11 protein-coding genes and 2 tRNA genes are annotated in these 16,181 nt (G+C 33.1%); 8 read left to right on the top strand and 5 right to left on the bottom strand.

Annotated elements, in window-relative coordinates:
- Positions 1-4: 4 nt before the first annotated feature.
- Complete coding sequence (locus tag FA048_RS15330; RefSeq protein ID WP_136842686.1) at positions 5-2,464, bottom strand: bifunctional UDP-N-acetylmuramoyl-tripeptide:D-alanyl-D-alanine ligase/alanine racemase; 2,460 nt, start codon at positions 2,462-2,464, stop codon at positions 5-7.
- A 57-nt stretch (positions 2,465-2,521) separates the two neighbouring features.
- Between FA048_RS15330 and FA048_RS15325 the strand changes: the two genes are divergently transcribed.
- The 4 genes from FA048_RS15325 (at position 2,522) to FA048_RS15310 (ending at position 3,756) form a co-directional block, all read left to right on the top strand.
- On the top strand, positions 2,522-3,013 hold the full coding sequence (locus FA048_RS15325) for a regulatory protein RecX (RefSeq protein WP_136842684.1): 492 nt from the start codon (positions 2,522-2,524) through the stop codon (positions 3,011-3,013).
- A 126-nt stretch (positions 3,014-3,139) separates the two neighbouring features.
- A tRNA-Gly gene (locus FA048_RS15320) sits at positions 3,140-3,212 on the top strand.
- 125 nt (positions 3,213-3,337) lie between these two features.
- A tRNA-Leu gene (locus tag FA048_RS15315) sits at positions 3,338-3,422 on the top strand.
- Between the two features lie 79 nt (positions 3,423-3,501).
- The gene (locus FA048_RS15310) at positions 3,502-3,756 is read left to right on the top strand and encodes a GIY-YIG nuclease family protein (protein WP_136842682.1); all 255 of its coding nucleotides are present in this window, start codon (positions 3,502-3,504) and stop codon (positions 3,754-3,756) included.
- Between the two features lie 816 nt (positions 3,757-4,572).
- Here FA048_RS15310 and FA048_RS15305 read toward each other — a convergent pair.
- Both FA048_RS15305 and FA048_RS15300 read right to left on the bottom strand, forming a co-directional pair.
- Positions 4,573-5,310, bottom strand: a complete 738-nt coding sequence (locus FA048_RS15305) for a hypothetical protein (RefSeq protein ID WP_136842680.1) — start codon at positions 5,308-5,310, stop codon at positions 4,573-4,575.
- A gap of 122 nt (positions 5,311-5,432) precedes the next feature.
- On the bottom strand, positions 5,433-6,161 hold the full coding sequence (locus tag FA048_RS15300; RefSeq protein ID WP_136842678.1) for a hypothetical protein: 729 nt from the start codon (positions 6,159-6,161) through the stop codon (positions 5,433-5,435).
- A gap of 243 nt (positions 6,162-6,404) precedes the next feature.
- On the opposite strand from FA048_RS15300, the gene FA048_RS20025 reads away from it, so the two are divergent.
- Positions 6,405-6,533 carry a hypothetical protein gene (locus FA048_RS20025; RefSeq protein WP_262709723.1) on the top strand — a complete coding sequence of 43 codons (129 nt, stop codon included), beginning with the start codon at positions 6,405-6,407 and terminating at the stop codon, positions 6,531-6,533.
- A 179-nt stretch (positions 6,534-6,712) separates the two neighbouring features.
- Complete coding sequence (locus FA048_RS15295) at positions 6,713-8,827, top strand: glycoside hydrolase family 97 protein (RefSeq protein ID WP_136842677.1); 2,115 nt, start codon at positions 6,713-6,715, stop codon at positions 8,825-8,827.
- A 354-nt stretch (positions 8,828-9,181) separates the two neighbouring features.
- Here the strand turns inward: FA048_RS15295 and FA048_RS15290 are convergent, their stop codons facing one another.
- Both FA048_RS15290 and FA048_RS15285 read right to left on the bottom strand, forming a co-directional pair.
- Complete coding sequence (locus FA048_RS15290) at positions 9,182-12,691, bottom strand: ABC transporter permease/M1 family aminopeptidase (protein ID WP_169306886.1); 3,510 nt, start codon at positions 12,689-12,691, stop codon at positions 9,182-9,184.
- Positions 12,692-12,696: 5 nt separating this feature from the next.
- Positions 12,697-13,599 (bottom strand): ABC transporter ATP-binding protein, encoded by a 903-nt coding sequence (locus FA048_RS15285; protein WP_136842672.1) that lies wholly within the window; start codon positions 13,597-13,599, stop codon positions 12,697-12,699.
- A 319-nt stretch (positions 13,600-13,918) separates the two neighbouring features.
- On the opposite strand from FA048_RS15285, the gene FA048_RS15280 reads away from it, so the two are divergent.
- Both FA048_RS15280 and FA048_RS15275 read left to right on the top strand, forming a co-directional pair.
- Complete coding sequence (locus FA048_RS15280; RefSeq protein WP_136842670.1) at positions 13,919-15,418, top strand: sensor histidine kinase; 1,500 nt, start codon at positions 13,919-13,921, stop codon at positions 15,416-15,418.
- Complete coding sequence (locus FA048_RS15275; RefSeq protein WP_136842668.1) at positions 15,415-16,143, top strand: LytR/AlgR family response regulator transcription factor; 729 nt, start codon at positions 15,415-15,417, stop codon at positions 16,141-16,143. The genes FA048_RS15280 and FA048_RS15275 overlap by 4 nt, the downstream gene beginning before the upstream one ends.
- The last annotated feature ends 38 nt before the right edge of the window (positions 16,144-16,181 follow it).

Here is a 16,181-nt window from a genome sequence, read left to right as displayed (position 1 = left end):
TAATTTATTCGTAAAAATAAACTCTTTTCACTCTTTGAGAAACATTAGTTAAAATTTCATAAGGGATGGTGCCAATCTGTTCCGCCAAATCTACAATTGTATGCTGTTCATTAAATACGATAACTTCATCCCCTGTTTTAACATGCATCCCCGTTATATCCAACATACACATATCCATACATATAGAACCAATTGTGGGTACTAATTTGCCGTGTATCAACATTTTTCCTACTCCATTACCGAAAGTACGATTGTAACCATCTGCATAACCAATTTTTACAGTAGCAATTTTTCCACCGTTTGACATTATCCCTTTTCTGCTGTATCCCACAGTTTCTCCAGCTTTCAATTCTTTCACCTGTGTTACAGTTGTTTTTAAAACAGCTACGGTTTGTAATCCTTTGTTGTGATCTAATGCACTATCAAAGCCATATAAGCCAATACCTACCCGAACCATATCCATTTGGGCATTTTGCCATCTTGTAACCCCAGAGGTGTTTAAAGCATGCCTCATTGGCTGATACCCTAATTGGTGCTCCAGCTCCTTATATAAATAGGCAAATTCATTGAGCTGATGTGTTGTAAATTCATCGTGTTCTGTATCAGCGCTTGCCACTAAATGTGTAAAAATTGAAACTACTTTTAACTGATTGTTATCTTTTAGTATTTTTAATAATGCTGGCAAGTCAGTTCGCTCAAAACCTAACCTATGCATGCCAGTATCTAATTTTAAATGAATCGGAAAATTCTTTTCGTAAGCGGGTAAAAAGTTAAGGAAGCTTTTTAGAATATTACTGTTATAAATTTCTGGCTCTAATTGATGTTTAACCATTGCTTCAAAAGCTGAGGGTTCCGGACTCATTACCATAATTGGCAAACTTATTCCAGCTTTACGCAGGGCGATGCCTTCATCTGCATAAGCAACGGCCAAATAATCCACTTTGTGGTATTGTAACAAGTTGGCAATTTCAAAACTTCCACTTCCATAAGAAAAAGCTTTAACCATAGCCATCACTTTTACGCCAGCTTTTAACTTAGAACGATAAAATTGTAAGTTAGCTGCCAAAGCATTTAAATTAATCTCTAAAACAGTATCATGAATTTTCAGCGTTAATAATTTGCTAATTTTTTCAAATTCAAAACGGCGAGCACCTTTAACTAAAATCGTTTCATTACTGAAATGAATGGCTGGTAAATTTTCTACAAATGATTGGGTACTTTCATAAAAAGAAGCTTCCATACTAAATAGATCGGCAAATGCTGAAATATTTGGGCCAATACCAATTAATCTATTTAAGTTTTTCTGAGCTAATAAAGCTGCAATTTCTGCATATAAAACTTCATTCTTTTTACCAGTTTCATAAATATCTGACAAGATTAATGTCTTTTTAGGGTGCTGATTTTGAGAATTTAAAAAATCTAAGGCAATGGCCAGGGAAGAAATATCTGCACTGTAAGAATCATCAATAATGGAGCAATTCTCTATTCCGTTAATCAATTCTAAACGCATACTTACTTGCGTCAATTTTTCTAAACGCAAATCAGCTTCTTCGGGCGAATACCCAAGTGCCAATAAAGTAGCCCAACAAATAATCCCATTCTCAACCGCAGCTTTGTCAATAAACGGAATTAAACACTCTATTTCTTTTTCCTGATAAATTGCCCTGATGTAACTTCTACCTTCAATAGGTTCGATAAAAGAAATTTTCAAATCAGCCGGCAAAGTCATACTCCAAGAGAATTTCTTTTCTCCGGGTAAGTCCGAAATATTTATTCCAGCAACATATTCTGGGGCATAAATAAACAATTCTGTCTGTTTAAAAAGCTTTAGTTTTTCGGCTAGTTTCTCTTCTTTATTCTCAAAACCTTCTGCATGTGCCTCGCCAATATTTGTTAAAATACCTATTGTTGGCTGAATAACTTCTGCCAAACTACCCATTTCTTCTTTCCTAGAAATACCGGCTTCAAATATAGCCAATGTATGTTCTGGCAAAATTTGCCAAACAGATAGTGGTACACCGATTTGCGAATTAAAACTCTTTGGGCTACGAACAATATTAAAATCTGCTGCTAATAATTGATAAAGCCACTCTTTAACAATTGTTTTACCATTACTACCAGTAATGCCAATTACTTTTAAATCATTTGCATTTCTATTGTAAGCTGCCAAGTCTTGTAAGGCCTGCAACACATTATTTACCAATAAAAAGTTGGCATCAGCATACTTTTCGGCATAGCCTAAATCAGAAACAACAAAATTCCGGATACCATTTTGGTAGGCATGGTGTATAAAAGAATGACCATCACGCTGCGCCTTAACCGCAAAAAACAAAGAGCCTTCTGGATCAATTACCGTTCTACTATCAGTTAAAAGCTTTCTAATTACATTATCGGGATGAGGTAAAAAAGATTGCGCTTTTAATATTTTGGCAATGTGTGAGATCGAATATAGTTCTTTGGTCATCAATTAAAAGATAAATGCTTGATTGCTGTTATTTTTTACGAATTTCAGCAATTAATTATGAATAGCCATAAAGATAAGCCACTCATTTTAGATAAAAAAACTGCTTTACTCAAAGCAGAAAGCTGGTGTGCTTACCAAGAGCGCTCTCAACAAGAGACTAGAGATAAGTTATATGAATATGGCTTACATCAAAATGAGGTAGAGGAAGTGATTACAGAATTGATTGTGACCAACTTTTTAAATGAAGAAAGGTTTGCCATGGCTTATGTTTCTGGCAAGGTTAACATCAAAAAATGGGGTAAAATAAAAATTAAACAGGGCTTAAAACTTAAAAAAGTTCCAGATAAACTCATTCAAAAAGCACTAAATAGTATTGATGGTGATAAATATTTGGCCAATTTATTGGCAACTGCCGAGAAAAAATTGAAAGTTTTGAGTGAGAACGAGCCCATAAAAAGGAAATTTAAGCTCATTACGTACCTCCAAAGCAAAGGTTTTGAAAATGATTTAATTTTTGATGTACTGAAAGCCAATAACTTAACTGTATAGTGAAAATTATTATAAAATATTTCTTGACAGGAATATAAATCTGTTTATATTTGCATTCCCAAACGGAAAGAGGGTCTTTAAAAATTTTCTACTGTAAAAGGGAAAACATCGGATGATGTTACCAATGCGAAAGTAGCTCAGTTGGTAGAGCACGACCTTGCCAAGGTCGGGGTCGCGAGTTCGAATCTCGTCTTTCGCTCTAAATGCCTTCCTACCAGGAGGCATTTAATTTTAAAAGCTTTATGCTTTTAAGCTCAGGTTAAGAAGCTGGTAGATACGTCCCGATTAAATCGGGATGCCATCAACAAAGTTTTTCAAATCTATGCTCGGATGGTGGAACTGGTAGACACGCAGGACTTAAAATCCTGTGCCCTCAACAGGCGTGCGGGTTCGATTCCCGCTCCGAGTACAAAACAAAATCGAATAAAAACCTTCCACTTGGAAGGTTTTTTATTTTTATCCCTATTGAGTTATTAAATCATTAACTCATGTATATAACTTATATTCTTCAATCAGAGAAAAGTGGCAGGTTTTATATCGGCCACACAGAAGATATCTCAAAGCGATTATTTAGACATAACAATGGAATGGTTGCTGCTACAAAAAACAAAGGCCCGTGGAAAGTTGTACACATCGAACAATTCGAAACAAAAATTCAGGCTAATCGCCGTGAATTGGAAATTAAATCCAAGAAAAGCAGAACCTACGTCCAGAATTTAATCAGAAATTTAGATGGATCCTAGACACGTCCCGATCTAAGGTCTGGGATGCACTTAACAGGCGTGCCTCGCACAACGGGGCTCCGAGTACAAAACAAATCGAAATAAAAAAGCCATCATTTCTGATGGCTTTTTTATGCATCCGAATCTCCTCTCGGCACATATTTGTTAGTATGGTCTGTGTTATAACCTTACCATTTGAATTCCTAAAAGAAAACAACATAAATTGGGTAAGGTATCAACTAGATATTGAGTGGATTGGTGATAACACCAACCCTAATGTAAAGGCCATAATTATGAATTTTGGATTCTAAGGCTAAAAATATGAGCTATCAATCCCTTCTTTTCTTTCTCAACATATACTTGCCTATTAAATAAAAAACAATAATTAATAATATATAGCATACTATTTGCCATATCGCAACGCCAATCTCAGGCACAAATAAATCCATATTTTAATCTTTTATTTTCGCTAGCGATACTGCTGTTCCTGTTAAATTATCGATATTCATTCTGTAATGTACACCCTGTTTATAGATAGTGCCGATACTCTCAATAATAATGTTCTAGTTTCTAGTTCCATATAAATCTACTTTAATAATATTATAATTTGTATTAATAGTATAAGTATTTTGCGTCCAAGAAATAGAAAGGGTGTTGCGACTGCTGTCAGATCTTACTTCCCATTTACCTAAATTATTCTTGCGAATCTTTACTAACATATCCTCTCCGCAACCTATGAAGGTAATTGTTCTAAAAAAATCCAAACTAAATGCTCCTGATATTAACAAGGGGCACTTAGTTTGAATTAATCTTTATTCTTATAAAAATTGTAATAATTTAAAAAAACTGCGTAAAATTATAAATCTTTAATGCAGTAGCATCTTTTTTAAACTTCAAAAAAATCTCTTTATATACATCAAGGTTTTTTTCTTTAACTCTAATAATTTCATTGTATAATTCTCTTCTGGGCACCTCTATATCAGGATATAATACTCCTTTGGGAATGGCATTACAAATAAAACTTTTTTTATACAATTTGCTATTAGTCTTTGCATCCAATTTTTTTGAAAATGAGAAGTCAATTTCCATAAGACTTTTGTCATAATACCTACAGATGGTATCTGAATCTGCAGGAGAAATTTTAGTAATTGGATATTTTTCAATCCTAATTTTATTTTTTCTCACAACTGTTGCAGGTCTTCCTAATTCATAATCAAAATATTTCAAGTTATTAGGCCCTATCAGCAAATCATTTAAAAGAGAGTCAACTGGAAAGGAAATACCCTTTTCTGTTCGGAATTTATTTAGAGTATATTGCAATCCGATATTATTGTTATCTTTTGTAGCAAATACCATATATGATGTATCTATTTTAACTATTTTCACATCAATTATTTTTCCATTAACATCAAAGGCTGGTTTAGTATATTGCTCAATTTGTGGCACAATATATAGCTTACAGTCTTGTTGGAAAATTATTTCAAATGAATTCCCAATATTATAAATTGACTTAGTATCTAAAGAGAAAGCTTGACCATGTGAATTGAATTCTACAATGGTAATTTTGCTTTCCATGTCTTTCTTTACCGTACAGCCTAGTGAAAAAAGATATACGCAGATTAACAAAAGGTATCTCATACTTTATTAATGTTTCACAAAATTCTTATCCCCTGGAGAATAAATCTTCATCTGTATCTTCAGAAAAATTTAATTCCATTCGCTTTCAAATAATCTTCGAAGTCACCATATTCATCCTTAGCTGCAACATGAAGCTTCCAATGCTTTGCAATTAATTCCCATTCACTCAAAGAAACTTCCCAAATATTCTTGTTGTCAAATTGTTGCAAGTATAGTCGGAAAATTTCTAACTCTTTTTCTAAAAATTCAGGTTCTGCAAGAACGACTGTTGGAAGCTCGTGGACGTAATAATTTATATCCTTAGCAATCCTATTCAGCAATAATGAAAGTGTCTTTTGACTATTATCAAGAGCAAATGATTTTTCAAAAAAATATCTTGCCTCAAAGTATTCTGAAATGTTCAATTCTTTTAAAAAAGTATTTGTGGTTGTATTGTCTGAATAGAAAAACTGCTCAAGTTGTCCGATCCATTTTATATGTTTCGGACTTCCTTTTTGATATTGTTTTTTAAGTACTGGCAGAATAATCTCTTTAAAAAGCGGGTGTTGAATTCTTGTATCTCTGTCAGACACTTCTGTTCCGTTATTAGCAATTATCTTGTCGTCAATCTCTAAAGTCAGGCTACAGATGTGGTCAACAAATATTTTGATTTCTTGTTCGTCCTGTTGTTTTAATAAGGCAATATAATCTACTAAAATTTTATTAGCTGTACGTTTATCACCAGCTATTCTTACTTGGTTGTACCTATCCCAAGTGTCTGTGAGTTTACTATGTGCTACATGATCCATTAGGTAATTCTAACTTATATTCAGGTGAAACTTTAATAGTCAAATAGCTCTTCACATTCAGTAAACTAAGAGCTATGACTTGGTTTTGAGCTTCGCAGGCGTTGTTGATTATCAAATATAATTTATTTTAGTTAATGTTTTACTCGTAATTTACGCAATGGTTCGAACCTTATTGGTGTACAATTCTTAATTCTCTTTAGTAAACAAAAAATAATTTTTCTAACTTTATCAAAATTCAAAACTATGGGACCTCAATCACCAGAAGGCTTACAAACCTTATTAATATTAGCTTCAGTTTGTGTTGTTATTTTAATCACTGCATTTTCTTTTACATTTTTTAGAAAAACAGATACTAGCGATAAAAAACACTAAATTTAAGGCCTTTGTGCCTTAATCAAACTACAGAATCCAACTTATCGATGTTAACATCGATATTATAACATAAAAGTATGTCTAATAGCAGGCATACTTTTAAATTTTCCTTCCCTAAACAGCTTCCCTTTTCTGTATTTTTGATTTACCTATAAGTTCAAATTCTAACCAATCATTCCATGAAGAAAATTTTCATCATTGCATTTCTATCGCTATTCCTTTCAAATATTGTTAATGCTCAACAACTTAAATCGCCAAATGGCAATTTAACAATGACATTTTCTTTATCAAACGATGGCACTCCCAATTATAAATTAGCTTATAAAAACAAAGAGGTAATTAAAAGCAGCAAGCTTGGTTTGGAGTTAAAAAATGATAAAAACTCTTTATTGAATAATTTTAGCATTATAGATACTAAAACAGCATCTTTTGATGAAAACTGGACACCAGTTTGGGGAGAGGTAAAAACAATACGTAACCATTACAATGAATTGGCGGTTACTTTAAGTCAAGCAACAACAAACAGACAAGTAATTATTCGTTTCAGACTGTTTGACGAAGGTTTAGGATTTAGATATGAATTCCCTGCACAAAAAAACCTAACCTATTTTGTAATTAAAGAAGAGAAAACTCAGTTCACTATGGCTGGAGATCATACGGCCTATTGGATTGCTGGCGACTATGACACGCAAGAATATGACTTTACAACTTCTAAATTATCAGAGATCAGAGGTTTAAATGCAAAGGCAATCACCGCTAATTTATCCCAAACTTCTTTTTCTCCAACAGGAGTGCAAACCTCTTTAATGATGAAAACTGACAATGGTTTGTACATCAATTTACATGAAGCTGCTCTGATCAATTATCCGGCTATGCACTTGAACTTGGATGATAAAAATATGATTTTCGAATCTTGGTTAACACCAGATATGAAAGGTGATAAAGGTTACATGCAAGCACCAAGCACTACCCCTTGGCGAACCATTATGGTAAGCGACGATGCCCGTGAGATTTTAGCATCCAAAATGACTTACAACTTAAATGAGCCAAATAAAATTAAAGATACCTCATGGATTAAACCTGTAAAATACGTTGGTGTATGGTGGGAAATGATTACCGGAAAAAGTTCTTGGGCTTATACAGATGATTATCCTTCTGTAGAGTTAGGTATAACTGATTATACCAAAGCAAAACCAAATGGCAAACACGGAGCTAATACAGCAAACGTAAAAAAATACATTGATTTTGCAGCTCAGAATGGTTTTGATGCTGTATTGGTAGAAGGTTGGAATATTGGTTGGGAAGATTGGTATGGCAACTCCAAAGATTATGTTTTTGATTTTGTAACTCCCTATCCAGATTTCAATGTACAAGATATTAGAGATTATGCGAAAGCTAAAGGCATCAAAATGATTATGCATCATGAAACTTCTTCTTCTGTAAGAAATTATGAACGTCATTTAGATACTGCCTATAAATTTATGAAGGCAAATGGTTATGATGCTGTTAAAAGTGGTTATGTGGGTAATATTTTGCCAAGAGGTGAAAATCATTATAGTCAATGGATTGTTAACCATTATCAATACGCATTGGAAGAGGCTGTTAAATATAAAATTATGGTTAATGCCCACGAAGCTGTTAGGCCAACAGGTATTGCCCGTACTTACCCTAACTTAATTGGAAACGAATCTGCTAGAGGAACAGAATATCAGGCATTTGGCGGGTCTAAAGCTAATCATGTTACTATCTTACCTTTCACTCGTTTGCAAGGCGGACCAATGGATTATACTCCAGGTATTTTCGAAATGGATATTAGTAAGCTTAACCCTGGCAATAATTCTCATGTGAATAGCACTTTAGCTAATCAATTGGCTTTGTATTTAACCATGTATAGTCCTTTGCAAATGGCAGCAGATTTGCCAGAAAACTATAACAGATTTGCTGATGCATTTCAGTTTATTAAAGATGTAGCGATTGATTGGGATGATAGTAAATATATCGAAGCTGAGCCTGGTCAATATGTTACAGTTGCTCGTAAAGCAAAAGGCACAGGTAAATGGTTTTTAGGAAGTGTAAATGGAGAAACCCAACGCAACTCTAACATTGTGCTTGATTTTTTAGAAACGAGCAAAAAATACACAGCAACTATTTATGCTGATGCAAAAGATGCACATTATAAAACAAATCCTCAAGCTTATAACATTCGGAAAGTAGTGGTAACTAATAAAACCAAATTGTCAACATTCTGTGCACCTGGCGGAGGTTATGCAATTAGTTTTATAGAAAATAAATAGTTTTATGCTCATCGGCATTGCGAGGAACGAAGCAATCTCCTTTTTGTTTTTAAAAAAGTAAAAGCAGCAAGGACGATCAAATCACCTTGTGACGTTGAGCCTGTCGAAACGACTTAGTAAGTATTAAAAGTCCTTCGACAAGCTCAGGATGACAAATCTTATAAAGGATATATTATATCTATATTTCTTAGTAGTACATCATACCACATTGTCACGTTGAGCCTGTCGAAACGCCTTTAACAACTATCCTTCGACAAGCTCAGGATGACAACTTATAATTAATAATGTCACGTTGAGCCTGTCAAAACGCCCTAGTAAGTATTTGACAAGTCATGATGACAAAGTAACAACACATCATTTCAACTCCTGCATATTATCTTTCAAATTCGCATCTAATAAATAAGCATAAGGATCAAGTGCAATGGTTTTTGGTTTTTGATCTACAACTATATTCAGTTTAGTTTGCAATTTATTAATTCGATGTTTTTGAAAGTAAGTTGGTTTAGCATATCTATTCAATTCTAATTGCGCTTTACTAAAAAAGGCAATATCAATGTCCATATCTGGTGTAAGCAATGTTTTATCACCTTGTTTATGCTTACCCCCATTGATTTGTAAATCGATACTAAATTTTCCATTCACTAAACGTTTACATGCTAAAACTTTAAGCTTAAGGTCATAATCTACAACTTCATTAAAACTTTCATCTATAAACTTTTTATCCTTCTCTGGTGCCAGATTAAGTATGGTTCCTATTAAATCCTGTGTAACTGCTCTTTGGTGTGGATTTGCATGGGTTGCTATTAGTTTACTTAATGCTCCATTCACTACCTCTTCTCCTAAGGCCTCTTTAACCCCATACATCACTAATCCACCTTTTTGGTAATGAACATGATTTTGCCCATAAGTTTTTGCCAAAGGCAGCTCTTTTTCATTGGGATTGCGATAAGCAAAATAAAGGTTATTGTCGTCTTTTAAATAATCACTCAGGTACATTTTACCAAAATTCTTTTCTAAAAGCATAGCCTCTGTGTATTTGGCTAATGATTCAGTAAGCATAGCATAACCCATTGCATCAGCCGGAGCTAAACTATTTGCCCACCATTGGTGTGCTATTTCATGAGTAGTAATTGCATAACTCTGATTTACCTTATGTTCATCTCTGAAATCAGTGAGGTAATTAATTCTTTCTGCATTAAATACTACGCCAGGATAAGCAGTTGCTGCACCTTTATAATGAGGTATTTCTGCAAGCGTAAACTGTTTTAATGGATAAGCACTAAAATTGGTATTCCCATAATCTAAAGCATCCTTTATAGCCTTAAACATAGTTTTAACATTGTATTCATGACCTAACTGATAATAAACACTTAAGGTTAAACCTTTATAATTTTCCTTTTTGAGTTGATATTTTGCAGAACTCAAAGCAAACATAAAATTGATGGGGACTGTAGTTTTATATTTGAAATAGCTTCTATCATTCGCTTTCCATGATTTTTGCAACGTTCCAACAGTAACAACTTGCTGATCTGATGCTGTAGAAATAGTGGTTTCTAAATCAATTAAATGGTATTTTAAATCTATTTCTTTTGAAATTTGATACGAAGGCAAACCCTCTTTTTTCCTCAATTTATTATCATCAATTTCTAAGTTTGGATTATAACCAAAATGTGGAACAAATTTCTCTAATTCAATATATGCTCCATTAGATACAACCGAGTTTTCAGTATCAAATGGTACAAAACCAGATCTAATTACGCTCAGAGAGAAATCCATTTTCAGCTCTTCAACAGGTTTTAGTGGTGTCTTTAAATCAATAAACTGTTGATTAAAAGTCTTATCTATTGGATGTGCTGTAGCATTTGGAATTCTAATTTCGAAACTATTAACCGCTTGATGTAAGGTGACCCATAATTTAGCAATTGGCTTATTGGTTTCATTCTTCAATTGATAAGTTCCTTTTACTTCATACCTGTTTTCATCTGTAAACAAATCAACTGTAGTTTTAATAGATTTTATAATAGGCTGGGGCAGTTTATCAAATGCTTTATACTTCTTTTCATAGTTAATATTCCAATCTAATGCTTCTTGCTTGCTTTTATAATTACCAATTACATTAGTTTGTTGATAGATAAATGCAGCACATGATATCCAAATTACAACCCCAACTAATGCAATAAACTTTAGTTTATAAACAGACCTTGGTAATGATTTTAAACGATCTAAAAACGTTAACTGTAAACTGCCTTGCCACATTCCTATTGTTAAAACAGAAAGTACAACCGCAAAGCCAGACCAGTACAACATATACCAATTAAAAGCTTTTGCATAGTGCCCAAAACCATTAAAGTATGAAAATTGAAGATCTGGCACCGATGCAAATCTTAATAAAAAATGTTCTATACCTAGTCTAGTTGAGAAAGCGCATGCAAAAACAACAACCATACTTAACAGCATCCCTAAGTATTTGTTAGTGACTAAATTTTGGATAAAAACAATAAGTACAATAAATAACAACAGTGCAAATGCACTGTAATAATAAAGTGAAAGATATTTAGCTATTTCAATCTCAAAATAACCATTAAATATTTGCAGGCTAATACCTATTAAAATATTTGCGCTCACTAATGAAATTACCAGTACAGCTAATGTTAAACACTTTGCTCCCCATAAAACTGTGGTGTTAACTGGTGTACTGTAAATTAAAGATTGAATATTTGACGTTCGTTCTCTGTTAATTAACTCCGCAGCATAAAAAACAAGCAAGATCAATGCGAATTTCATAGCTCTCATTTCTTCTATAATTGCACCTGTTGTAGGATAAAACTTAATCCCATATGCACCGTAAAGAATAGTATCTTTTAGTTCTATGGCAAAAATGAATATCCATAACAACATCATTACCATAAAAGGAATATGTTTAAATAAGGAAATAACTTCTAATTTAAACTGAGATTTAAACGAAGAGAAAGCATAAGCCAATCCTTTTGGAAAAACATTAAAATGCCTAAACGGAATAAGCTTAGCTGAAATTTTAGCTTGTTTTTTCTGTTTCTGTTGACTTTGACTCTGTAGCCTAAAATTGAAAAATCTATAACTTATGGTGATAATTAGCGCACTAAATCCCAACCAAAGTAAACGATTAAATAAAAATATACCTTTAACTGGAAAAAGGTGTTGGTTTCTTTGTAAATCCGTCCAGCTGCGTGTTTCACTAAAAAAAGAAGCCAAACCAAATGGGTCAATTAAAAATGGTAAAATACCTGGGTCGTTAACTTTTACCGAGGTTGCCAATAGTGGCGAATTACCAAGAATGGAAGCCGCCATGTATAAAATATAAAGTGATACCCCAGCAACATAAATTGCTCTTACATTTTTGGTTAACACAGCTGTGCAAAAAATTAAACTACAAGCAAACAATACGTTAGGTAAACCAAAAACTAACAATGGATGTAGATAATTAAGGAGATTGAATGTTCCTAGTTCACTGCCATCAACAAATAAAGTTCCAATATATATGCCTAGAATGGCACAAACCAATAAAGTAAAAACAGTGAGCAATAAACCTAAAAATCTTACAAAAAAATAAGCTTTCTTGGTAATTGAAGTGGTATACAATACCGAATCCATTTTATAAATGGTATCTCTTAATACTACATTAGCACAGCATAGTGTACCGGCAAAAATGGTTAACAAAGAGAACAGTGCTATAATATTGGTAATTACATATGGGGAATCTCTATGAACCTCACTCCCACCGAAACCACCATTAACTGCAGAAAAGCAACCCAAAATTAGAAATAAGGTAGCAGCGATTATAAAAGAAAGCTGGGTGAAATGATACCTAAGTTCAAACTTAAACATAGCGCCTAGCATGACACTCCCTCCTTTTGTCTATTTTGTTCGCCAAATAAAGCAGAGAAATAGACTTCTTCTAAGCTAGGGTAAAATGGCTTAAATCCTTCCTCAGGATTAACATCTGCCAATATAAATAGTTGAGTTTTACCTGCAACTATGCGGGTAGAAATTACATGATATACTGAGGAATATTTAGCTAGGTTGGATTTCTGTATTTCTTTACACCAAATTTTTCCATTTAATTTTTCCGTTAAATCCGATGGTCTGCCTTGCAGAATAAGTTTACCATTTGCCAATACAGCCATTTCTGGACAAAGGTCATTTACATCTTCAACAATATGTGTAGAAAGCATCACTACTCTTTGTTCACCTATTTCATTAAGCAAATCATGAAAACGATTTCGCTCTTTTGGGTCTAATCCTGCTGTAGGTTCATCAACAATAATTAATTGTGGATTGCCCAATAAAGCTTGTGCAATTCCAAATCGTTGCCTCATTCCGCCAGAAAATGTGCTTACCGATCTCTTTCTAACTTCATATAGATTAGTTTGTTGCAATAAAGAACTCACCTGTTCTTTACGTTCATCTTTATTTTGTAGTCCCTTTAAAATGGCAATGTGATTCAATAATTCAGTTGCTGATATTTTAGGGTAAACACCAAAATCTTGAGGTAAATACCCCAATTGGGTGCGCATTTCTTGTGGATTTTTAATGATATCATTTCCATCAAATTCCACACTTCCACTATCTGGTAATTGTAAAGTGGCAAGCGTACGCATCAATGAAGATTTACCTGCACCGTTTGGACCAAGCAAGCCAAACATCCCATTCGATATTGTTAAAGAAACATTATCTAGTGCTTTTACACCATTTTGATAACACTTACTAAGGTTTTGTATTTTAAGTCTTCCCATATCATTTTAAATAAGATGGGGCAATAATAGTTCAGTTCTTTTAGCTGAATAAATTAATGTGACGAAAGGGTACAAACTAGTGACGAAAGATCATAATATGCATTACCTAATGCGCAAAACGCTATTCTATGCCTTTCATCACTAAAAACTCTACTTTCATCATTAAGATTTTTGGTTGTAGATAATTTGTTGTTCTTTTAGAGCTTGTTTAATAGAGTTACAAATTATTATATGTCAGTCTGAGCTTGTCGAAGACCCCATGTGCAAATCTTTCAACACACTCCGGATAATAATTGATTCTGTTTTATTTATTTAAATTATGTTAAGCAAAAAAATCAATCTAAATTTTTTATTCAAACATCAAGATTTCTTGATTACCATTGGTTTAATACTCTGGTTTTCAATTTACAATGTATTAGAAATTGGTGGTCAAATTTGGACTGTTTATATCTCATCAATCGTTTCAATAGCTATTTGTTTATTGCCAGTCCTTGTTTTTTCATTTTATAAAGTACAGTTGAAAACCAAATTAAGTAAAGACAAATACTTACTTTATTGGCTACTTTGCTTTTTACTCTTATTACCAGTATTCACATTTGTTTGTGCTTATTTTGAATTGGGCAATTTTGACTCTTTTATATTTATTTCTGCAGCAATATGTGCTTTCTTGTTAGAAATATTGCTTGGTGCTAATCATTATTATCGAAAAAAAGTTCAGCATATTAAATGGATCAAAAAGATCGGGTTAGAAAACTCCGTTCTCATTACAATTGTACTGCTTTCAATTACCATCTCCGTTATGGCGGTTTCTAGTTTAAACAATCCAGCATACGATAAAAAAGACAATTTATTGATAGGTTTTGAACTGAGCCCTGAAAAATTGGGAGAAAATTTCGGGTTGTTTATAGGGTTTTTCATCCAATTTCTAGTGATGTATTTATGTGGATACTTACTTTTTTTGATTAATAATCGTTTTTTGGTTTCTAAAATATTAAAGGAAAAGGGGCTTTTAATTTACCTTTTAAGTCTTGCCACTACTATAGCAATTTTATATCCATTACTGGCTCAGTTCTTAATCTCATTGCCCATTAATAATGTGTTTGGGAGAGATATTTTTGGAGAAAACCCTTTCGACACAGAAAATGCAGTAGGCGCAATAGCCATTATGCTAATCAGTTTACCTATTGTTTTGGCCTTACAATGGGGCAAACAAAACAATCAGATCTTATCTTTAGAAAAAGAAAAATCACAAAGCGAATTAGACTTATTGAAACAACAACTCAATCCACATTTCTTTTTCAATACGCTGAATAATCTTTATGCATTGAGTTTACAGAAATCTGAAAAAACCTCAGAAAGTATCCTGCAATTATCAGAGTTGATGCGTTACACCATTTACAAGGGGCAAGAAAAAACCGTTCCATTAACTCAAGAACTAAAATATTTAGAAGATTACATTCAGCTGCAACAAATCCGTTTAAAAAAACCTTTAAGTTTTAAGTTTGAGCAACAAATTACCAATCCAAATGTAAATATTGCTCCTCTTTTATTGATTGTATTTATAGAAAATGCTTTTAAACATGGAATTGAGCTAGCTGAGGACTCTGCCTATTTAAATTTATCAATCATTAGTAATGATAAAGAACTTTACTTTAGCTGCGAGAATTCTTTTGATGCTGAAGAAATTAGTGAAACCAAAGGCATCGGAATAGATAATTTAAAGAAAAGATTAGATTTGTTATATCCCAATAAACATACTTTGAAGTTCACTTCGGTTAACAATATTTTTAAAGGAGAATTAAACCTCGAATTAGCATGAGCCTACGCTGTTTAATTATTGATGACGAACCTTTAGCACATGATGTAATAGTAGAATACATTAAAGATGTACCCTTTTTAATAAATATTGGTCATTGCTATCGTGCAACAGAGGCTCTTGATTTTTTGAGCAACCATGAAATTGACCTGATCTTTTTAGACATTAGGATGCCGAAGTTAAGTGGCTTAGATTTTTTAAGAACCCTGCAACATAAACCGATTGTAATTATTACCTCAGCCTTTGAGGAATATGCGCTAGAAAGCTTTGATTTAGCTGTTTGTGATTATTTATTAAAGCCTTTTAGGTTCGATAGATTTCTAAAAGCGGTGAATAGGGCATTAGAAATTCACAATTTGAAAAATCCAAATGAAAAACCTACAAATGGATTGCAAAACCTGATTGTTGAAGAAGAGCAAATTACCATCAAAGCTGATAAAAAGCATATTTTAATCAATGTAAACGAAATATACTTTTTAGAAAGTTTGGGTAATTACGTAAAAGTTTGGCAAGACAATAGCTTTTTACTTACACCTAGAACATTGAGCAGTTTTGAGGAACAACTTTCTAATGCTTTATTTATCCGAGTTCATAAATCTTTTATCTTAAATAAAAAATATCTGCGCTATATAGAAGGTAATATGATTTTCCTAAAAAATGGTCAGCAAGTACCAATTGGAAAAAATTACAGGCCTTTTATCAAGCAGTTGCTAGACATTGAAGAGTAAACAACTAAGCCCTTATTCTTTCGAATAAGGGCCTAATT

It is taken from the genome of Pedobacter polaris, from assembly GCF_005116505.1.
Classification (GTDB): Bacteria; Bacteroidota; Bacteroidia; order Sphingobacteriales; family Sphingobacteriaceae; genus Pedobacter; species Pedobacter polaris.
The sequence above is the reverse complement of the archived record's forward strand: the minus strand, read 5'-3'. Positions and strand labels throughout refer to the sequence as shown.

Bases quoted from the DNA above. Each gene is read 5' to 3' on its own strand.
- FA048_RS15295 (WP_136842677.1), top strand. From the start codon at position 6,713: ATGAAGAAAATTTTCATCATTGCATTTCTATCGCTATTCCTTTCAAAT.
- FA048_RS15290 (WP_169306886.1), bottom strand. From the start codon at position 12,691: ATGTTTAAGTTTGAACTTAGGTATCATTTCACCCAGCTTTCTTTTATA.
- FA048_RS15275 (WP_136842668.1), top strand. From the start codon at position 15,415: ATGAGCCTACGCTGTTTAATTATTGATGACGAACCTTTAGCACATGAT.
- FA048_RS15325 (WP_136842684.1), top strand. From the start codon at position 2,522: ATGAATAGCCATAAAGATAAGCCACTCATTTTAGATAAAAAAACTGCT.
- FA048_RS15305 (WP_136842680.1), bottom strand. From the start codon at position 5,310: ATGGAAAGCAAAATTACCATTGTAGAATTCAATTCACATGGTCAAGCT.
- FA048_RS20025 (WP_262709723.1), top strand. From the start codon at position 6,405: ATGGGACCTCAATCACCAGAAGGCTTACAAACCTTATTAATATTAGCT.
- FA048_RS15330 (WP_136842686.1), bottom strand. From the start codon at position 2,464: ATGACCAAAGAACTATATTCGATCTCACACATTGCCAAAATATTAAAA.
- FA048_RS15285 (WP_136842672.1), bottom strand. From the start codon at position 13,599: ATGGGAAGACTTAAAATACAAAACCTTAGTAAGTGTTATCAAAATGGT.
- FA048_RS15280 (WP_136842670.1), top strand. From the start codon at position 13,919: ATGTTAAGCAAAAAAATCAATCTAAATTTTTTATTCAAACATCAAGAT.
- FA048_RS15300 (WP_136842678.1), bottom strand. From the start codon at position 6,161: ATGGATCATGTAGCACATAGTAAACTCACAGACACTTGGGATAGGTAC.
- FA048_RS15310 (WP_136842682.1), top strand. From the start codon at position 3,502: ATGTATATAACTTATATTCTTCAATCAGAGAAAAGTGGCAGGTTTTAT.